Source organism: Cobetia sp. 10Alg 146, from assembly GCF_029846385.1.
GTDB classification, from domain to species: domain Bacteria; phylum Pseudomonadota; class Gammaproteobacteria; order Pseudomonadales; family Halomonadaceae; genus Cobetia; species Cobetia marina.
Genome location: NZ_JARWKT010000002.1, coordinates 346,750 through 365,947 on the forward strand (window position 1 = coordinate 346,750; position 19,198 = coordinate 365,947).

At 64.4% G+C, this 19,198-nt stretch carries 14 protein-coding genes and 1 pseudogene; 2 read left to right on the forward strand and 13 right to left on the reverse strand.

The window, feature by feature from the left end:
- Positions 1 to 15: 15 nt before the first annotated feature.
- The gene (locus QD172_RS04465; protein ID WP_308457318.1) at positions 16 to 414 is read right to left on the reverse strand and encodes a YceD family protein; all 399 of its coding nucleotides are present in this window, start codon (positions 412 to 414) and stop codon (positions 16 to 18) included.
- A 495-nt stretch (positions 415 to 909) separates the two neighbouring features.
- Between QD172_RS04465 and QD172_RS04470 the strand changes: the two genes are divergently transcribed.
- A complete protein-coding gene (locus QD172_RS04470) occupies positions 910 to 1,497 on the forward strand; it encodes a nucleoside triphosphate pyrophosphatase (RefSeq protein ID WP_141392621.1) in 588 nt (195 codons plus the stop codon).
- Here the strand turns inward: QD172_RS04470 and sppA are convergent.
- Genes sppA through QD172_RS04485 form a run of 3 tightly spaced genes read right to left on the reverse strand, consistent with a single transcriptional unit; the run spans position 1,494 to position 4,244 of the window.
- The gene (gene sppA, locus QD172_RS04475) at positions 1,494 to 2,570 is read right to left on the reverse strand and encodes a signal peptide peptidase SppA (RefSeq protein ID WP_271302670.1); all 1,077 of its coding nucleotides are present in this window, start codon (positions 2,568 to 2,570) and stop codon (positions 1,494 to 1,496) included. The two genes, QD172_RS04470 and sppA, sit on opposite strands and share 4 nt — an antisense overlap.
- A gap of 35 nt (positions 2,571 to 2,605) precedes the next feature.
- Positions 2,606 to 3,292: an HAD-IA family hydrolase gene (locus tag QD172_RS04480; protein WP_279855115.1), complete on the reverse strand. Its 687-nt coding sequence runs from the start codon at positions 3,290 to 3,292 to the stop codon at positions 2,606 to 2,608.
- On the reverse strand, positions 3,285 to 4,244 hold the full coding sequence (locus QD172_RS04485; RefSeq protein ID WP_279855116.1) for an RluA family pseudouridine synthase: 960 nt from the start codon (positions 4,242 to 4,244) through the stop codon (positions 3,285 to 3,287). Before QD172_RS04485 ends, QD172_RS04480 begins: the two co-directional genes overlap by 8 nt.
- 1,030 nt (positions 4,245 to 5,274) lie before the next feature.
- On the opposite strand from QD172_RS04485, the gene rne reads away from it, so the two are divergent.
- Positions 5,275 to 9,387, forward strand: a complete 4,113-nt coding sequence (gene rne, locus QD172_RS04490; protein ID WP_279855117.1) for a ribonuclease E — start codon at positions 5,275 to 5,277, stop codon at positions 9,385 to 9,387.
- Positions 9,388 to 9,512: 125 nt separating this feature from the next.
- Here the strand turns inward: rne and murB are convergent, their stop codons facing one another.
- The 9 genes and pseudogenes from murB to QD172_RS04535 all read right to left on the reverse strand — a co-directional run bounded on the left by murB (position 9,513) and on the right by QD172_RS04535 (position 19,084).
- On the reverse strand, positions 9,513 to 10,574 hold the full coding sequence (gene murB / locus QD172_RS04495; protein ID WP_279855118.1) for a UDP-N-acetylmuramate dehydrogenase: 1,062 nt from the start codon (positions 10,572 to 10,574) through the stop codon (positions 9,513 to 9,515).
- Entirely contained in the window at positions 10,571 to 11,113 is a 543-nt protein-coding gene (locus QD172_RS04500) for a low molecular weight protein-tyrosine-phosphatase (protein ID WP_279855119.1), read from the reverse strand. Before QD172_RS04500 ends, murB begins: the two co-directional genes overlap by 4 nt.
- Complete coding sequence (gene kdsB, locus QD172_RS04505) at positions 11,106 to 11,912, reverse strand: 3-deoxy-manno-octulosonate cytidylyltransferase (protein WP_077372058.1); 807 nt, start codon at positions 11,910 to 11,912, stop codon at positions 11,106 to 11,108. Before kdsB ends, QD172_RS04500 begins: the two co-directional genes overlap by 8 nt.
- Entirely contained in the window at positions 11,912 to 12,106 is a 195-nt protein-coding gene (locus tag QD172_RS04510) for a Trm112 family protein (RefSeq protein ID WP_077372055.1), read from the reverse strand. The genes kdsB and QD172_RS04510 overlap by 1 nt, the downstream gene beginning before the upstream one ends.
- A 52-nt stretch (positions 12,107 to 12,158) precedes the next feature.
- Positions 12,159 to 13,148, reverse strand: coding sequence for a tetraacyldisaccharide 4'-kinase (gene lpxK, locus QD172_RS04515; protein ID WP_077372052.1), 990 nt, complete (start codon positions 13,146 to 13,148; stop codon positions 12,159 to 12,161).
- Positions 13,145 to 14,893, reverse strand: coding sequence for a lipid A export permease/ATP-binding protein MsbA (gene msbA, locus QD172_RS04520; RefSeq protein ID WP_254696427.1), 1,749 nt, complete (start codon positions 14,891 to 14,893; stop codon positions 13,145 to 13,147). Before msbA ends, lpxK begins: the two co-directional genes overlap by 4 nt.
- A gap of 28 nt (positions 14,894 to 14,921) precedes the next feature.
- A complete protein-coding gene (locus tag QD172_RS04525; RefSeq protein ID WP_176502779.1) occupies positions 14,922 to 15,347 on the reverse strand; it encodes a biopolymer transporter ExbD in 426 nt (141 codons plus the stop codon).
- A gap of 170 nt (positions 15,348 to 15,517) precedes the next feature.
- Positions 15,518 to 16,126, reverse strand: a pseudogene (locus QD172_RS04530) (MotA/TolQ/ExbB proton channel family protein); the annotation flags it as partial.
- A gap of 120 nt (positions 16,127 to 16,246) precedes the next feature.
- Entirely contained in the window at positions 16,247 to 19,084 is a 2,838-nt protein-coding gene (locus tag QD172_RS04535; RefSeq protein WP_279855120.1) for a ComEC/Rec2 family competence protein, read from the reverse strand.
- Between the last annotated feature and the right edge of the window lie 114 nt (positions 19,085 to 19,198).

The window sequence follows — 19,198 nt, forward strand, 5'->3', positions numbered from 1 at the left end:
GTCGACAAATTGAGTTCAGTGCTTGTCCTTCAGGGTGCCAAGCACACTGAATGGATTCACAGCGGGTGCGTCCGAGGCCTCGGGTTCCACACCGCTGGCCAGCTGGTCGCGAGAGACGGCACAATCGGCCTCCTCGTGGTAGACCACCTGCGGCAGGACAAGGAGCACTTCATCCTCGATCACTGACAGGAGATCCAGCTGTTCGTTTTCCACCACTACCGGCTCGTACTCACCGGGCAGCTGCGATGCCAGTGCGTCATTGGTGACCAGTCCCAACAGGAATTCGCTGGAAAGCGGTTCCGGCTCGGTAGGTCCCAGGCAGCGCTGGCACAGCAGACTTGCCTCGAAGGCGATGCTGCCCTCGATGAAGCTGCGACGCTGAGTATCGATGTCAAAGGCCAACGTGATGCTCACGTCACCCTCCTGTGCACCGATCGCTTCAACTACACGGGGCATGTCCGCCAGAGGAATCACGCCTTCAAGGCGTTTTCCCGCTGACGCCAGCCGGTAGGGCTCGACCTTGGTCGGCAGTCTTGTGGTCAACATAGGCGCGCCATAATAGGGATTCCCCCTCCCGGTGTCAAAATGCATGAGCAACTTGTTCATTCTGCCAGCCCACGGCATGGCGGCCTTTCCGCGCCACCCGACCCGAGCATGAGCACAGATGAGGTCAGGCGGATCCTTCAGCGCGCGATTGTACGCCTGTGTCGCTTCAATGCCGAGAGGATTTGCGGCATCCTCCAATCTCAAGCATATCAACGAGTTGTCGTGAGAAAGCATGGCGGCGATGCATCACACGGAGAATCACGCGCGCGCCGGCCCCTCTCGACCTTCTACCCCTCTCATGCTCCGCCCCCTTCGCGTCCCGAACGCATGCACGAATCGAGAGCCCAAAAAGAGAACAACGCCATGACACGACTGGTACTGGCTTCCAGCTCCCGCTGGCGCCGAGCCTTGCTTGATCGACTCGGACTCCCCTACACATGGGGGGCGCCTGACATCGATGAAACCCCTCGTCCCACGGAATCTCCCGAGGCACTGGTCCATCGCCTGTCCCTGGGCAAGGCCAACGCCCTGGCGGAGGCCTATTCACACCACTTGATCATCGGCAGCGACCAGGTGGCCGTCTTCGAGGGCGAGATCCTCGGCAAGCCACAGGACCTGGCCGCCGCCCGCGCTCAGCTGACACGCTTCTCGGGACGCCGAGTCCGCTTCGTCACCGGCCTGGCGCTGTTGGATACACACAGCGCGCGACACTGGGTCTGCCATGAAAGCTACGACGTGGTGTTTCGCACGCTGAGCGAGCAGGAGATCACGCGTTACGTCGAGCGCGAATGCCCGCTGGACTCGGCCGGCAGCTTTCGCATGGAGGGGTTGGGCATCACGCTCTTCGAGCGTCTCGAGGGACGTGATCCCAACACCCTGATCGGCCTGCCGCTGATTCGCCTGTGCGAACTGTTGCGTGAGGCAGGCCTGGATCCACTGCTGGAGGACTAGGGCAGGCGATAGCTGACCGGCGAGACATTGGCGTCAAGCCCCAACGCGCTGGCCATCACACCGGCAAAGCGCCGCGTGAAGCGCTCGAAGGGATCCTGACGCGGCGTGTAATCATGCACGCCACCCTGCGGTGCCAGCTCGGCAGCCAGCTCCTCAAGCGTTGCGGTGCGATCCACAAGCCCGAGCGCGCGAGCCTGCTCGCCGGTCCAGATCAGCCCGGAGAACAGCGCCGGATCGTCCTTGAGCCGCTCACCGCGCCCGGCCTTGACCGCCGCGATGAACTGCTGGTGAGTCGTGGCCAGCACGTTCTGCCAGAAGTCGCGCTGCTCAGGCGAGATCTCGGAGAAGGGATCGAGAAACGCCTTGTTGTCACCTGCCGTGAACACACGTCGCTCGATTCCCAGCTCTTCCATCGGCCCCTTCAGCCCGAAGCTCGAGGAGATCACCCCGATGGACCCGACCAGACTCGACGGTGCCGCGAGAATCTCGCCGGCGCCGGCTGCCATGTAATAGGCGCCACTCGCCCCGAGATCCTCGATCACGGCGATCACCGGCTTGCCACCCTGCTCCCGCATGCGCATCAACTCGTCATAGACGCGCTGGGACTGCACGGGACTGCCGCCGGGGGAGTTGATATCCAGCACCACCGCCACGGAGGCCGGCGACTCATTGGCCGCTCGCAGACCCTTGATGATGCGCTCGGCATTGGCTTCGCCATCCGCCTCGATCACGCCCTTGACGCGCACGACACCGAGGTGCCGTTCACCGGGCAAGGCTGCCGGCTGGCTGCCGAGCGTGAAGAGGGTCACGGATGTCGCGATCGAGGCAATGAACAACAACGCGAACAGGAAGCGAAAGAACAGCTTCCAGCGCCTGGAGCGCCGTTGCTCGGTGACCACGCCCTGCACCCAGCGGTCCATCATCTCGAGCTGCACGGTACGCTCACGCGCCTGCCAGTCCACCTCGCTGCTGGAGGTGGCAGCGCTGTCAGCGCCCTGTCCGCTCGCGCCCGCTTCACCCTCGTCCTTGCCACCTGGCCCTTCACGCCAGGGATCCTGCGGCCTGTCACTCATCGTTTGCTGCTCCTGTCATGGGCAGGACACCGTCATCATCTGACCGCGCCAAGCCACTCCATCAATTCATCGAAGTGCGAGACGATGCGCTGTGGGGCACAGGCCTCGAGTCGCGGCACGCTGTGCACGCCATAGGTGACACCGACACTGTGCATGCCCAGCGCACGCGCCATCTCGAGATCATATTCGGTATCGCCGACCATCAGCGCCTCATGCGCCTCAACGTTCAGCTCGGCCAGCAGCTCTTCGAGCATCAGTGGATGCGGCTTGGACAGCGTCATGTCCGCGGTACGCGAGGCGTGGAACCAGTCACCGCAGTCATGGGCTTGGAACATCCGATCAAGCCCGCGACGACTCTTGCCCGTCGCGACGGCCAGCAGCTGCTCCGGGTGAGCTCGCAGACGCTCGATGCCATTTTCCACGCCCGGAAAGAAATCCAGCGGCGTGGTATCGACTGCCACGAAATGCTGCTTGTAGGCCTCGACCAGTGCCTCGCACTGGGCAGCCGAAGCTCCGGGGAACAGCCGCGCCATGGCCTCCGGCAATCCGAGACCGATGATGTCGCGCGCGGCATGCGCCGGAAGCTCTCCCATGCCGACCGCCAGCGAGGCCGCCTGCAGGCAATCGACGATGCGTGCCTCGGAGTCCATCAAGGTACCGTCCCAATCGAAGATGATCAGACGATAGCGAGGTGAAGGCAGTACCGCAGAGGCGTCAGTCATGACGGGCTCCCAATTCTCGAGCATTGGCAAGGACGCGCTTCATGCGCTTGTCCAGCGGCGCACGGACCGTCACGGTCCGCCCGTCGGTGGGGTCTGGGAAGCTGAGCTGAGCGGCATGCAGGAACAGGCGCTCCAGCCCGACCTTCTTCGCCAGCGCATTGCCGCGTTCGGTCCCGTATTTGGTATCGCCGAGCAGCGGGTGACCGGCATGCACGGAGTGCACACGAATCTGGTGGGTACGCCCGGTGATCGGCTCGGCCTCGACCAGCGTCATGCTGGGATAGGCTTCGCGCACCGCATAACGGGTACTGGCCGTCTTGCCGGCCTCGTCGACGCGCACGCGACGCTCCCCGTTGCCGCCGTCGTAACGCTCAAGCGGTGCATTGACGTAATCACGCCGCGAGTCCCAGCGCCCTTCCACCAGCGCCAGATACAGCTTGGTCATCTTGTGGGCCTTGAGGTCCGCATTGAGCTGCAGCAACGCCGCACGCGTCTTGGCCAGCAGGATGCAGCCGGAGGTATCACGATCCAGACGATGCACCAGCTCCAGAAACGGCAGTTCATCACGAATCTGACGCATGGCCTCGATCAGCCCGATCTTGACGCCGCTCCCGCCGTGCACGGCGAGACCGGACGGCTTGTTGATGATCATGAAATCATCGGTCTCGCGCACGATGCAGCCCGACAGCACCTCACGCAGATTGCCACTGACTTCCTGCACCGCAGCCTCCGGCGACAGACGCAGTGGCGGTACACGCACCAGATCTCCCGCCTGCAGGCGATAGTCGACCTTGATGCGCTTCTTGTTCACCCGAACCTCACCCTTGCGCACGATGCGATAGATCAAGGCCTTGGGTGCCCCCTTGAGACGTGTACGCAGGAAATTGTCGATGCGCTGCCCGGCCAGTTCCGGGGCAACCTCGATCCACTGGACTGATTGGCCCTCGGCCATGTCTCGCTCCTTTCCGGCCTCGCCTTCGCGCGGCCTGTTCATCATGTTGCCGTACGCCGGGGCGCACTCAGACTGGCCATTCTACGGTGTCATGCGACCAATGGGGAATCATCCCGCCATCGGAGGGCTCTGGCTGCGCCGCTCAAGGCCGCGAAACCCGGGACGAATGGCGGGCATTCGGGCGAAGCATTTGATATGCCTGCCGAATTGCTGGCCCATACCTTTACTGGTATATTCGGGCCCAGTGAGATGGGCCTTCTCTATATGCCCGATCACCCGCGTCACGACCCCGCCGAGACGGCGAGGTAAACGGTTCTGCATGCGGCGTGAAACCCCATGCAGACCACGTGAACAGGGCCAGCCGGCCCACGACGAAACAATGCGCACCGACGTCAGCACCGTGCAGAGTCTTCACGCACCCTGTTGTCACCTGGACTGTCGGCCGCGTGCTGTCCTGCGCAACGGGTCTGCCGATTGCAGATCACGAATGCCGCCTCACGGACAGTCGTCCAATGCCGCTGGCTGGCCAGCATCATGACGAAAGACATCGATAACGTCCGCGCCAGAGATGGCGAGGTAACGCTATCAGCGGGCGCGGGACGTGTTACCCCGCGCGCCGCAGCGCGACCGGCCGTGACGCCACCTCCCCGCGAGACACGTCACTGCCCTCGAGCGCAGCAACACGATGCAATGCCCAGCCTTCTGGTGGGCCAATGACACACTACCGCCCGGGCATGATGCCCGGGCAATCATTCGATATCCGTGCCGAAGGCCGGCGTCGATGAATCGGCGAATGCCAGGTGTTAGGGAAGAGACCGCAGGGCCGGAGGAGTCAACGTTCCCCGCAACACGTCCTGCCTCTTTCCAGTACTCAACATGATCATGCCGCATGTGGCACGTCACGAGACGTGCCTGCATGCGAAAGACGCATCCCACGACATGCGCTGAGCACAACACGAAGCTGAAAACGGTTCCTCGTCGCCGACGCAAATGCGGCTGCCCTTCGGCACGCCCAGTCTAGCGAGACGACATGAAACGGATGCTCATCAACGCGACCCAGCCGGAAGAGCTGCGCGTCGCACTGGTCGACGGACAACGCCTTTACGATCTCGACATCGAGTCTGGTGCCCGCGAGCAGAAGAAAGCCAACATCTACCGCGGCAAGATCACCCGCATCGAGCCCAGCCTGGAAGCCTGCTTCGTCGATTTCGGCGCCGATCGCCACGGCTTCCTGCCGCTCAAGGAAATCTCCCGCGAGTACTTCAGCAAGGACCCGGGCCAAGGCCGCCCCAACATCAAGGAAGTGCTCAAGGAAGGCCAGGAAGTCATCGTCCAGGTCGACAAGGAAGAGCGTGGCAACAAGGGCGCCGCCCTGACCACCTTCATCAGCCTGGCCGGCCGCTTCCTCGTGCTGATGCCCAACAACCCGCGTGCCGGTGGCATTTCCCGCCGCATCGAGGGGGAAGAGCGCGCCCAGCTGAAAGAGGCGATGAACAGCCTCACCCTGCCAGACAAGATGGGCGTCATCGTACGCACCGCCGGTATCGGCAAGAGCGCAGAAGAGCTCCAATGGGACCTCGACTATCTGGCACAGGTCTGGGATGCCGTCACCAAGGCTGCCGCCAGCCGCCCTGCCCCCTTCCTGATCTATCGTGAATCCAATGTCATCATCCGTGCCATGCGCGACTATCTGCGCAATGACATCGGTGAGGTGCTGATCGATTCCGGTGACGTCCAGGAAGAAGCCCTGTCCTTCGTCCGTCAGGTCATGCCGAGCTATCAGCAGAAGATCAAGCTCTACGAAGACGACGTCCCGCTGTTCTCGCGCTTCCAGATCGAATCCCAGATCGAGACCGCCTATCAGCGCGAAGTGAAGCTGCCTTCCGGTGGCGCCATCGTCATCGACCACACCGAAGCTCTCGTCTCCATCGACATCAACTCCGCGCGTGCCACGCGTGGCAGCGATATCGAGGAAACCGCGCTGCAGACCAATCTGGAAGCGGCGGACGAGATCGCGCGCCAGCTGCGTCTGCGTGACATCGGCGGCCTGGTGGTGATCGATTTCATCGACATGACCCCGGCGCGCAATCAGCGTGAAGTCGAGAATCGCGTGCGAGACGCGCTCAAGATCGACCGCGCTCGCGTGCAGATCGGTCGCATCTCACGCTTCGGCCTGATGGAAATGTCGCGCCAGCGCCTGCGTCCGTCACTGGGCGAGACCAGCGGCGTGGTCTGCCCGCGCTGTGACGGCCAGGGCACCATCCGCGACGTGCGCTCCATGGCGCTCTCGATCATGCGCCTGATCGAGGAAGAGGCCATGAAGGAGCGCAGCTCGCAGATCCGCGCCATCCTGCCGGTGCCGGTCGCGACCTACCTGCTCAACGAGAAGCGCGCCACGCTGTTCGACATCGAGCGTCGTCAGGGCGTCAATGTCGTGCTGCTGCCGAACCCGGAACTCGACACGCCGCACTACGAAGTCGTGCGTCTGCGTGATGACCATGTCGATGAAGACGGTGCCGACAAGTCCAGCTTCGAGCTGTCCGTCGAGACCGAAGTCGGCAAGGAGCCGGATCCGAATTTCGACAAGCCACCGGCACGCACCGAAGCGGCGGTCAAGAGCGTGTCCCACACGACGCCTGCCCCCGCCTCCGCACCGGAAGTCAGCGAGCCCGCCGAGACTGACGAGAACACCTCCGCTTCCGGCAACGGCAACGGCAACGGCAACGGCAACGGCAACGGCAACGGCAACGGCAACGGCAACGGCAACGGCAACGGCAACGACAATGCCAAGAGCGGCAACCGTCGTCGCAATGGCAATGGCAGCAATAACCGCAGCCGCAACGACAATCGTAACGACAGCCAGAGCGAGACTCGCAACGACAGTCGTCAGGGATCGCGCAGCGACACTCGTAACGACGGCCGCAATGCCAATCGCAACGACAATCGTCAGACCTCTCGCAATGACGGACGCAATGCGGTGAGCAAATCCGAGGCCACGGCGGCCCCGGCCACCCAGGCACCGGCAGCAGCCCCTTCCGGCGGCGGTCTGCTGGCACGTCTGGCCAAGGGCTTCAGCCGCCTGCTGGGCAGCGACGACAGCGCCAGCGCGACGCCGGCCAAGTCCAGCGAAGCCCGCAAGGCACTGGAAAAGGCACGCGAGCGTCGCGAAAGCGTCAGCGAAGCCTCAACCGACGGCAATGCACGCAAGGATGGCCGCAATGCCAACCGCGGCAACGCACGCAACGACAATCGTCGCCGCAACGCCGAGGGCGATTCACGCCAGCAGGACTCGCGTCAGCAGGACTCACGTCAGCAGGACACGCGCGGCAACGACAACGATGGTCGCAACGACAGTCGCAACGATGGTCGCAACGACAGCCAGAGCGACAACCGCTCCGAGGGTCGCAGCAACAACAAGCGTCGTCAGCGCAATGACCGTGGCAATCGTCGCAAGTCCAGCGAGTCGCGTCAGGACAACGCTCAGGACATCGTGACCAACGACAGCAAACCGCAGGCAGAAGCGACGGAGAAGACATCCGACGCACAGACGCCTGCCAAGGCGCCGTCCGGCAATGATGCCAAGAGCGATGCCAAGCAGAACGATGCCAAGCAGAACGATGCTGCCAAGCAGGACAATGCTGCCAAGCGTGATGACAAGCCGGCGCGCCGTGAGAAGCCTTCCAAGGCGGACAAGGCAGAGCAGGTCAACAGCCATCATGCTCGCGAGTCCATCAAGGCGGCAGAACAGGCCCAGCAGAGCGAGCAGCAGGCAGACGATGTCCAGCAGCCGACGCGCAACAATCCGCGCGCTCGTAGCCGCAGCCATGCACTCAATCCCGATGCCGTCGCTCAGCAGCAGTCCCTGAAGGCCATGGCACTGGCCGGCCCGCAGGCGCAGAGCGCTCAGCCAGCCGACACCGTGCTCGATGACGTCGCCTCGACCGCAGCACCGCAGCAACCGGTTCCCGCCGTTGCCGAGGAAGGTGCCGAAGGCGTGAAGGTCGCGCCTGAGACGGTCGAGAGCAGTGAACCGCAAGCGCAAGCTGTCGTCGCTGACAGCGATGGCGACAAGGCAGCACCTGCCGACACCAGTGCCGAGGTCAGCACCAAGGTGGAGACGGACGTGGCGCCGGCCGTGGCAGTGACCGCTGACGACGCCACGCCTGATGAACAGCCGTCGGTCGCCGAGACGCCAGAGGCGCCGGAAATCAGTGCGCCCAGCACGCAAGCCCTGCAACAGGACGTGATGACACGGGATGACTCTGCCGAGGTCAACGACTCCAGCACCGCGTCTTCCACGCCCCATCAGGCTCAGCGCACTGAACAGCACGCCACCCAGCGTACTGAGCAGCATGCACCGCAGCAGGCCAGCGCTCATCAAGCGCAGGCCGAGACGCTGAGCGCAACGACCAAGACCGATGCCGACACCTCTGAAACCGTGTCCGATGCCGAGGCCGATGTGGCAGCAACGGACGTCAAGGCGGATGACAGCGCGGTACAGGCGCAGGTCGCGGTGGAGACCGCACCGGAAGCGGCCGTCGACAGCCAGGCGCTGAAGGACAGCGTGATGCCGCAGGAGACGGCGTCCGTGGCCGAGACCGAAGCTTGCGTGGAAGCAGACACCCCCCATCGCACTGAGCACGCCAGCGAAGCGGCGACGCAGCCAGAGGCGACGGCTCAGGTAGAAGCGACTCCGGAGACTGCACCTGCCGAGCACGATGCAGGACAGTCTGAAGCCGCCAAGCCGGAAGTGCAGCAGCCACAGACCCAATCTGCCGCGACCCCGCTGGCGTCGACTCAGGCCGATGCACAGCCTGATGCGTCTCAGGCAGAGGCTGCGCCAGCAGAGCCCGCTCTGGAAGATGTCGAGGCGACCGCCTCCGTGCAGACGGAAACGCCAGCACAGGATGACGACATCGCCGCGGCAGACGCTCAGGCACCTGCAAGCGATGACAAGCAAGATGAGGCAGCCGGGACCGCCAACGCTTCACGTCGCCGCCGTGGTGCTCGCGCCTACAATGACCCGCGCGAAGTTCGTCGTCGTGAGCGTGAGGCCGCCGAGAAAGCGGCCGCCGATGCTCAGGCGACAGAGGGTCAGGCAGAAGTCAGCTCGCAGGACAACGACGACAGCACGACACGTTGAGCCCTGCCCCCTGCCTCACCGGCTTCATCGGTGCAGGCAGGGGTTTGACCCGTCACGAAAAAGCCCCGCAGATCACTCTGCGGGGCTTTTTCGTGACGGAATGCCTTCGACAAACCGACCAACCGTCAGGAAGGCATCGCGGCCATCTCTCCCAGTACGCGCGGTTCCTGCTCCAGCCAGACCCCGAAACGCGCATGAACGCTCTCACGTACCTCATGTGCCAGCGCCATCAGCTCCGAGACCTGCCCGCCCCCAAAGTGAACCAGCACCAGCGCCTGGCGATCATGCACGCCGACATGACCCCGACGTGCCCCCTTGAGGCCACATTGGTCGATCAGCCAGCCGGCCGCCAGTTTCACGCTGCCATCGGCCTGCGGGTAGTGCGGCAAGGTCGGATGATGCGCCAACAGCTCGCGCGCCTCGTCGGCGGCAAGCTGAGGGTTCTTGAAGAAGCTTCCCGCATTGCCGAGCACGGCAGGGTCCGGCAGCTTTTCACTGCGCGTGGCAATCACGGCATTCGCCACACTCAATGGCGTGATGGCCTCCCCTTGCGGTGTGGCGGCACTGACGCGCTGAGCGAGGTCCCCATAGGCCAGTTGCGGTGTCGCTTCACGCGTCACCACGAACTCCAGGCGAGTGATCAGGACACGATGCTCAAGCGACCCCTTGAAGAGACTGTCACGGTAGCCGAAGGCGCACTCCTCGCGACTCAGCCAGCGCGTGCTGCCATCCTCCAGCGACATGACTTCCAGTCGCAGCAGATGGTCGGCCAGCTCGACACCATAGGCACCGATGTTCTGGATCGGGGCTGCGCCACAGCAGCCGGGAATCAAGGCCAGATTCTCATAGCCCCACCAGCCAGCTGTCGCCAGCTCCATCACCAGGGCGTGCCAGCGCTTGCCCGCCTCGACACTCACGGTGGCGGTTCTGCCATCCGCTGCCGGCGTGATCGTCATGGCCTCGAAGGCCGGGCGCATCACATGGGCATCCAGCCAGGGCAGCAACACCAGATTGCTGCCCCCACCGATCACCACCAGACGCTCATCGGCCGCACGCGAGTCCAGAATCTGGCGACGCGCCTCGGCCACGCTGCGTGGCTCACTGAAGGTACGTGCGGTGGCGGCAAAGCCCAGGGTATTGCAGGCCGTCAGTGATGCTCTCGTCGATGACTTGTCGGGCGCCATCATGAAGGGGTCCGCGTGACAGGTGGCAGGGCATCGATCAATGCCTCACAGGCGATGTCGATCAGGTCCAGCACCTGCTCGAAGGCCTCAGGCCCCCCGGTATAGGGGTCCGGCACTTCGCGACTGCCTCGCGCCAGAGTCGGCAGCGGCGTCGGCAGCAGGTCCAGCAGACGGCCAAGCAGTGCCGGACTGTCCTGGGGTGCCAGACGCCGCGCGTCACTCAGGTTGGCATCATCCATCACCAGGATCAGATCGACGTCATAAAAGTCCTGCACGCACAGCTGGCGGGCGCGCAGGCCACTGATGTCGTACCCACGCTCAGCCGCATGCGCGATGGCACGTGAATCCGGCGGAGCACCCACATGCCAGTCACTGGTACCACAGCTGTCGACCTCGATGAGCTCATCCAGCCCATGGCGTGCCAGCGCGGCACGCAGTACGCCTTCCGCGCTGGGGGAGCGACAGATATTGCCCAGACAGACCATCAGAATTCGTCTGACCGGCGGTCTGCGCGCCGCTATCCGCTCAAGCAATTCACTCATCACCGGCCTCTTGCGTCAGCCAGTCACGCACGCGCTCGAGATCTTCCTGGGTATCCACACCGGCAGGATGGGAGGTGCAGGCGATGGCGACCTGAATCGCATGACCATGATGCAGTGCGCGCAATTGCTCGAGCTGCTCGAGCTGCTCCAGCGGCGCCGGCAGCCAATCGACATATTCGCTCAGAAAGCTGGCGCGATAGGCGTAGAGACCGATATGGCGCAACCAGGAGTCGGTGGCCAGCACGGTCGGCGGCGTGGTGAAGTGCTCCCGATCCCACGGCAGCGGTGCGCGCGAGAAGTACAGCGCGCGACCACGCAGATCACGCACCACCTTGACCACATTGGGATTGAACAGGCTATCGACACTGGTGATGGGCTCGGCCAGGGTCGCGATGGAAGCCCCCTCGTCTTCCTCGAGACGCAAGGTGACCTGATCGATCAGCGCGGCAGGCAACAGCGGCTCATCTCCCTGCACGTTGACGACCAGCGTCTCGGGAGCCAGTGCCAGCCGCTCGACCACTTCCGCGAGACGATCGGTGCCACTGGGGTGATCGGCACGAGTCATCACGACCTCGGCACCGAAGCCCTCACAGACGGTGCGGATACGCTCATCGTCCGTGGCGATCACCACACGGCTCGCCTGACTGGCACAGGCATTGCGCCAGACATGCTCGATCATCGGCCGACCATGGATGTCCGCCAACGGCTTGCCGGGCAGGCGCGAGGAGTTGAAGCGCGCCGGAATCACCACCACAGCGCCACGACCTGTCACATCACTGCTGTGCGCCACATCGCTCATCAGCCGCGACTCCCCTTGAGCTTCTCGTCGGCATCCATCACGCGCGCTTCTTCTTCCAGCATGACGGGGATGCCGTCACGCACGGGATAGGCCAGTCCATCATAGAAGCACTTGAGCTCGGCATTCGCCGCATCGTAGGTCAGCTTGGCCTGACAAAGCGGGCAGACCAGCAGCGCGAGCAATTCCTTGTCCATCGAGACATCTCCGGGATAACAGCTAATAAGAAAGAAACAATCGGTCAGTCGCTCACAGCGCCTCGAGGCGGTTGGCGAGCCAATCCACCAGCGCCTGATCCGGACGCGCCTCGACATCCAGTGCCCAGCAACGCTCGTTGGCGAAGCGGCGACACTTCACGGCATCCTTGGCCGTCATCACCACCGGCAGGTTGTCGGAAAAGCGCAGGTCCGTCGGCGTGAAGCGATGATGGTCCGCCAGGGGATGGGGCTGATGCTCCACCCCCAGATTGGTCAAGGTACGGAAGAAACGCTGGGGATTGCCGATACCGGCCAGTGCATGCACCGAGCCACTGAATGGCTGATGAGTGGCGGGATAACGCACATCATCGATCAGATGGCGCCAATGGACCGGCGTCAGCGTCATGCAATGTGATTCCACCGGCAGGCGGGTGCAGTCGATCACCCCATTGGAGATCACGGCATCGACACTCGCCAGCCGTGACAGCGGCTCCCGCAGGGGACCCGCCGGCAGGCACCGCTGATTGCCGAAGGCGCGCTCACCATCCACCACCACCAGCTCGATGTCGCGCCCCAGCGCATGGTGCTGCAAGCCGTCATCGGAGAGCAGGATGTCGCACCCCGCCGCGATCAGACGACGCGCGGCACTGGGACGGTCCGGGTCCACCGCCACCGGCAGGCCGGTCTGCTGAGCCAGCATCACCGGCTCATCTCCGGCGTGCTGCGGGTCCGTATCGGCCTGGACATACAGCGGGTAACGCGGCGCGTGGCCACCATAGCCCCGTGAGATGATGCCCGGGCGCCAGCCCTGCTCGCTCAACCAACGGCCGAGCCAGGCCACCAGCGGCGACTTGCCGGTTCCACCGACGGTGATGTTGCCGATCACGATCACCGGCACCGGCGCCTTCCAGACCTCACGCTTGCCAGTGAGATAGGCCTCACGTCGGCGTGCCACCACCCCTTTATAGACATGCTCCAGCGGACGTAACAGATGGAGCCAGGCGGCGCCCCGATACCAGGCGTCTACCAGTCGTTCACTCATGCGTCAGCCGTCTCCCGGAACTGGATGCGATGCAGGGCGGCGTAGGCCCCTTCCTGAGCGATCAACGCTTCATGCGTACCGTCTTCGATGATCTCGCCGTCATCCATCACCAGGATGCGATCCGCCTTTTCGATGGTGGACAGGCGGTGCGCGATGACGAAGGTGGTACGGCCCTGACAGACTTCCTCCAGCGCCCGCTGGATGTAGCGTTCCGACTCGGTGTCCAGTGCCGAGGTGGCCTCATCGAGCACCAGAATCGGCGAATCCTTGTAGATGGCACGCGCGATGGCGATGCGCTGACGCTGCCCTCCCGAGAGCATGATGCCGTTGTCACCGACGATGGTGTCATAGCCCTGACTCATGCGTTCGATGAACTCGTGGGCATAGGCGGCGCGCGCCGCTTCCTCGACCCGCTGGACATCCGCTTCCCCGGTGCCGTAGGCGATATTGGCGGTGAGGTTGGCATTGAACAGCGTCACGTTCTGGGAGACCAGCGCGATCTGCTGGCGCATCGGGCGCAGCTTGTAGTCCTCGATGGCCACGTCGTCGATCAGGATGCGGCCCGTGGTAGGCGAGTAGAACCGTGGCAGCAGGCTCATCAGCGTCGACTTGCCGGAACCTGAGCGCCCGACGATGGCTACCATCTGCCCGGCCTCCACTTCCAGATCGATGCCCTTGAGCACATCCGGCTGGTTGTCGGCGTAACGGAAGTGGACGTTGTCGAAGCGCACCCGGCCCGCCAGGCGACCGTCCGGAACCACGTTGCCGTTGTCGGGCTCCGCGGGCATGTCGAGCAGCCCGAACAGCTCCTCGGATGCCGCCATGCCCTTCTGGATCTCGCCGTTGACCTCGGTCAGCTGACGCACCGGCTTGGCCATCATCGAGGCCGCGGTGATGAAGCCGACGAATTCACCCGCCGACATGCCAGCCATCAATTCCGGCGCCATCGCCAGCCACACCAGGGTCGCCAGTGCCACGGCGATCAACAGCTGGATCACCGGCGTGGCGGTGGCCTTGGTCAACGCCTCCTTCATCTTCTGCTCGCGGTTGTACTCACTGACCGCAGCGAAGCGCGCCTTCTCGTAATCTTCCGCACCGTGGGTGCGGACCACGCGATGCCCGGACAGCGCCTCGGATGCCACATGGGTGACCTCCCCCATCGAGCCCTGGATACGCTTGGAGAGCTTGCGGAAGCGCTTGCTGGCATAGCTGACCACCCAGCCGATCAGCGGCGTGACCGCGATGAATACCAGCGTGAGTTTCCAGTTGGTCCAGAACAGATAGCTCAGCAGACCCAGCACGAAGAAGCCTTCGCGCATGATGATGGTCAATGCCTTGGTGGCGGCGCCGGTGATCTGCTCCACGTGATAGGTCACGCGGGTGATCAGGTGACCGGTGGAGTTCTCGTCGAAGTAACGTCCCGGCAGATGCAGCATGTGGTTGAACACGGTGGTACGCAGGGTATGCACCACATTGCGTGCCACGTCGCTCATGCAGTAGGTCCCCAGGAAGGTCCCCACACCGCGTATCGCGAACATGCCGATCACGAACAACGGCAGGAACAGTCTGAACTGGGCGTCAGGATTCTGAATGCCATCGATCAGGCGCTTCATCATCTCGGCCAGCGCCGTGCTCGAGGCACCATAGATGACGTAACCCAGCACGGCAGCCAGGAACATCTTCCAGTACGGACGGACATAGCCGAGCAGGCGGCGGTAATGAATCCAGGTGGAGTCGCGACTCACGGGGTCTCCATAGACTTGAGCGGCGCCCTCATGGGGCATCCGGTGGTGATGTATCGGTCCCGGTGCGCGTACTGATGCGCACTCGGGTAATGCCCACTTCGGCGGCAGCGTCCAACGCTTTCACCACCTTCGCATGTGGCGTACGGCCATCGGCTTCGAGGATCAACCCGAAGCGATCAGCCTGGTCCTTGTGTCGTGCAAGCGCAGTCCCCAATGCTGACTCGGTGAGCGAGGTGTCACCGAGCGTGAAATCTCCCTTGGCGCCGATGGTCATGATCAGCGGCGCCTGCTCCACGGCGCTGGCCTGACTGGATTGCGGCAGAATCAGGTCCAGGGCGCGTCGACTGTCAAACGTGGTCGAGACCATGAAGAAGATCAGCAGCAGAAAGACCACGTCGATCAGCGGCGTGAGATTGACCTCGACCGATTCACGCTGGCGACGAGGAAACCTCATGACGGCCTCCCGGGCCCCACGCCTCGATCGGCGAGCGTATCGGAGCCCGACAGCGGATCATCCTCGTCCCGGCGCATGTAGGCCGGCAGGTCTTCCGGCAGACTCTCCCTCGGCGCTGGCCCGTTGCGCTGGCCCGCGCGACGATCGAAGCCGTCATGACTCTCGGCCAGCCCCAGCTCCCCCTGATGGTGCGAGATATATTCCACCACCTGCCCCGCCTGCTCTTCCATGGTCACGGTGATGTCTTCCACGCGACGCTGGAAATAGCGATGGAACATCAGCGCCGGAATCGCGACCGTCAGACCCGCCGCCGTGGTGACAAGCGCCTGGGAAATCCCGCCGGCCAGCTCCTGGGCACGCTCGGCGGACCCGGCGTCCACGATCACGGCGAAGACATCGATCATGCCGACCACCGTGCCCAGAAGGCCCAGCAGCGGGGTGATGGCCGCGATGGTCCCCAGGGGGCTCAGGAAGCGCTCCATGTCGTGGATCACCGCAACGGCCGATTCCTGAATGCGCGCACGCACCTGTTCATTGCCCAGGCGCGCATTGCGAAGTCCTGCCGCCAGCACCCCCCCAAGGGGCGAATGACTCTCCAACCAGTAGACATTGACCTGTCCCTGACTGATCAGTTCACACACCTGCTGTCCCAGACCGCGCGGCGCGATACGGCGCGTGCGCAACGTCCACAGACGTTCGAGGATGATGGCCAGTGCCACGACCGAACATCCCAGGATCGGGAGCATCAGCAGCCCCCCTGCGTACAAGGCTTCCAACATGTGACCTCTCCCTTGGTCTTGATGGTGCACCGTCAACGGCGCCGATCATTGTTGTCGTCATCAGGCCTGCGCGACCGCGTCCCTGGCACGCTGACAGGCAGACATTCGCCATGCCCCTGATCAATCAACGGATTTTACCCCAAGGCACTGCGTATCGATACCGGCAGCACCCCGCGCGGGAATGAGGCGCTCCGCGTCAGGGGACCACTCCCAGCGCAGCGCTCCCTCCAGGCCACTGTGCCAGACACATTGCGCATGCCGCATCAGGCGTTCGACCACCTCGTCATGCGGATGACCATGCGGGTTGTAGCGTCCGGCACTGATGATCGCGTGGCGCGGTGCCAGACGCGCGAGCCAGGATTCCCCACTGCTGCTGCGACTGCCATGGTGCGCGACGACCAGCAACGGCAGCGGGCTTCCCGCCAGCCGACGCGAGAGCAGCTCCACCAGCTGGCGCTCCTCCTGCACCCCGATATCGCCACTCAGCAACGCCAGCGGACGCTCACCCCACGCGATCAGGACCACACAGGAGTGGGCATTGTCACGCCGCACCTTCCACCCGGGCGGCGGCCACAGCATCTCCAGTTTCACGGGGCGGTCGGCGAGATGGCCGAGCGTGATGCGCCGCCCTGCCTCACAGGACGCGGTCGGCACGTCCTTCAGCCAGCCGACCTGACGGTCAAGACGGTTTCTCTGTCCCTCAGGCACCCACAACTGCGCGACCTGCTCCGCTCGCAGCGCCGCCAGCCCGCCTGCATGATCGCCATCACCATGACTGATGATGACGCCCCAGGGCGCCTCGGCAGCCTTCAGCAGCTCCCCCATGCGCGGCGGCCCGAAGGCAGCACCGGGGCCGAGATCATAGAGCCAATGACGAGGAAGATCCTCCATCGTCTCAGGCGACAGCACGCGCCCCGCTACCCTGAGCGATATCGCCAGCCCCTGTCCGACGTCATGGACGGTCACGACCAACGGGGCCGCTCGCGAATCGGCAAGCCACGCGCTGTCGCGCCCTGTGCGTCCTTCGCCGGCGTGGGCGCTGGACGGCCATGGCGCAGGCGGCCACAGCAGCAAGGCAAGCCCCGTCCCCCACAGCATCGCCAGGGCGGTGCACAGCCCTCTGACACGGCGCTCCAATCCCGGCACTCCACTTGCCAGCCACAGGCCGCCCAGTACCATCATCGCCATCGCTGCTGCCATGTCAGCGGACAGGGTGTCCGTCGCTGTCCGTACGGGCCAGAGGCCATGACGCTGCGTGACGGTACCGAGCCACGCCATGCCATGATCCACTCGCTCGGCGAGCCACTGCCACAGCGCCCCGCTCATTCCCGCCCCTTCCGACAGCCGCAAGCCCATCGCGTCCAGCAGGGAATCGATGCCAGCCAGCCCCCAGCCCAGCATCCCCAACGGCACGACCAGGAGGGTCGCGAGCGGAGCAATGACGAGGTTCATCGGCATGGCAAGCCATGACAGCTGACCACGCCCGACCAGCAGAGCGACCCCCATCACCAGCGTCAACACCCATTGGCTGCGCAGCGTGGCGCGACACCAGCCCAGCGCGCCGCGGGGGCGCTCACACCCCTGCCAGGCCAGCAGCAGCGCTGCCACGGCAAGAAACGAATACCAGGTGCCGGGTCGCCACAAGGCCAGCGGATCAAGGCCGATCACCAGCGACAACGCCAGCATCCATATCTGCCAGACGCCCAGGCCGCTGCGCCCGCTGGCCATCCACAACCCAACACTTGTCATCAGCGCCGCTCGCAGCGCCGGCGGCGCCAGCCCCGCCAGTATCGCGAAACTCCAGGCCGCCAGACACGCCAGCCACCAGGGAGCGACGCTGAAACGCCAGTCGGCAGGACGAAGACGGCGCAGGACGCCAAAGCTCACCACCAGCACCAGGCTTGCCATCAGCCCGACATGCAGCCCTGACACCACGGCGAGGTGCGTCAACCCGGTGGCATTCAAGGACTCCCAGTCATCGCGAGTCAGCGCCGAGGCACGCCCCAGCGTCAGCGCCGCCAGCCAGCGGCAGGGCGAATGCGCCCATTGGATGTCATCGCCCCGCCCTCCACAGCCCTGCCACAGCCGCTGCTCGGCCGCCAGGCGCAACGCTGCCACCCCGCGGGGTGGTGCCAGTCGCTGCGCCCGGGCGGGGTCTCGCACGTACCCCGTCGCCACGATCCCCTCGCGCCACCACCAGCTGACCCGATCAAAACTCTGCAGCGCGTCCGGGTTGCTGGCAGCATGCGGCGGCACCAGTCTGGCGATCAGCCGCCACCGCTCCCCTGCTTGCCAGGGAACGAGAAGAGGCGAAGCTGATGATTCAGAGGCGGTACGCCGCGGCCAGTAGCGCCGCAATTGCACCCGCTGGCCCTCGAGACGACGACAGGCCAGCTCACGCCCGGCGCTCGTCATGCCGGATGCGTTCACCCTGGGGGGCTTGAGCGCCTCACCTTGCTCTCCGCCTGCTTCGCCGTCAGCGCCCGAGGCTCGACAGGCTTCCACCCTGAAGACCAGACGCACCGACTCCCCCGGGGCCGGGAGCGAACGGCTGGCCTGCTCGATGCGCCCCTCCAGCCAGATATCCTCGCGCGCCAGTGCTTCGGCAAGCATGAGTGGCTGATGCGCCAGCCCGAGCAACAGCCCACCCCACAGAGCAATCCCCAGCCGCAAAACTGCCGGGCATCGCGCGAAGGCGAGCATCACCAGCAGGCTTAGCACAAGGGATGGCAGCAACAGGCTGTCTGCCATCCCGTTCAAGACATCCCCTGCGCTTTCGGGTGCGCCATCCGGCATGCGTCCCTGCCAATCGGCCGCCCACTCCCCCTGTCGCGACAGCCACACCCCGGCCACCAGACCGGCGAGCCACTGGATCAGAGCCCCCGGTGTCAGCCAGGACCCGCGAAACCACGTGGCGTCGCTCGCGCCCACGGGCAGCTTTTCAGACGAATCGTTCAAGGAGGCAGATATCGCTCTTCATCAGGCATGACGGGGGCTGGCCTGCGTTCAGCATCATTTCAAGCACACAGGATTGCACGATGCGGGCCGCTTAACTGAGCTCACAGCATGGCA

What these genes read in the sequence shown, in the direction of transcription:
- QD172_RS04470 (WP_141392621.1), top strand. Translation starts at nt 910, where the DNA reads ATGACACGACTGGTACTGGCTTCCAGCTCCCGCTGGCGCCGAGCCTTG.
- sppA (WP_271302670.1), bottom strand. Translation starts at nt 2,570, where the DNA reads ATGAGTGACAGGCCGCAGGATCCCTGGCGTGAAGGGCCAGGTGGCAAG.
- QD172_RS04480 (WP_279855115.1), bottom strand. Translation starts at nt 3,292, where the DNA reads ATGACTGACGCCTCTGCGGTACTGCCTTCACCTCGCTATCGTCTGATC.
- QD172_RS04485 (WP_279855116.1), bottom strand. Translation starts at nt 4,244, where the DNA reads ATGGCCGAGGGCCAATCAGTCCAGTGGATCGAGGTTGCCCCGGAACTG.
- rne (WP_279855117.1), top strand. Translation starts at nt 5,275, where the DNA reads ATGAAACGGATGCTCATCAACGCGACCCAGCCGGAAGAGCTGCGCGTC.
- murB (WP_279855118.1), bottom strand. Translation starts at nt 10,574, where the DNA reads ATGATGGCGCCCGACAAGTCATCGACGAGAGCATCACTGACGGCCTGC.
- QD172_RS04500 (WP_279855119.1), bottom strand. Translation starts at nt 11,113, where the DNA reads ATGAGTGAATTGCTTGAGCGGATAGCGGCGCGCAGACCGCCGGTCAGA.
- kdsB (WP_077372058.1), bottom strand. Translation starts at nt 11,912, where the DNA reads ATGAGCGATGTGGCGCACAGCAGTGATGTGACAGGTCGTGGCGCTGTG.
- QD172_RS04510 (WP_077372055.1), bottom strand. Translation starts at nt 12,106, where the DNA reads ATGGACAAGGAATTGCTCGCGCTGCTGGTCTGCCCGCTTTGTCAGGCC.
- lpxK (WP_077372052.1), bottom strand. Translation starts at nt 13,148, where the DNA reads ATGAGTGAACGACTGGTAGACGCCTGGTATCGGGGCGCCGCCTGGCTC.
- QD172_RS04525 (WP_176502779.1), bottom strand. Translation starts at nt 15,347, where the DNA reads ATGAGGTTTCCTCGTCGCCAGCGTGAATCGGTCGAGGTCAATCTCACG.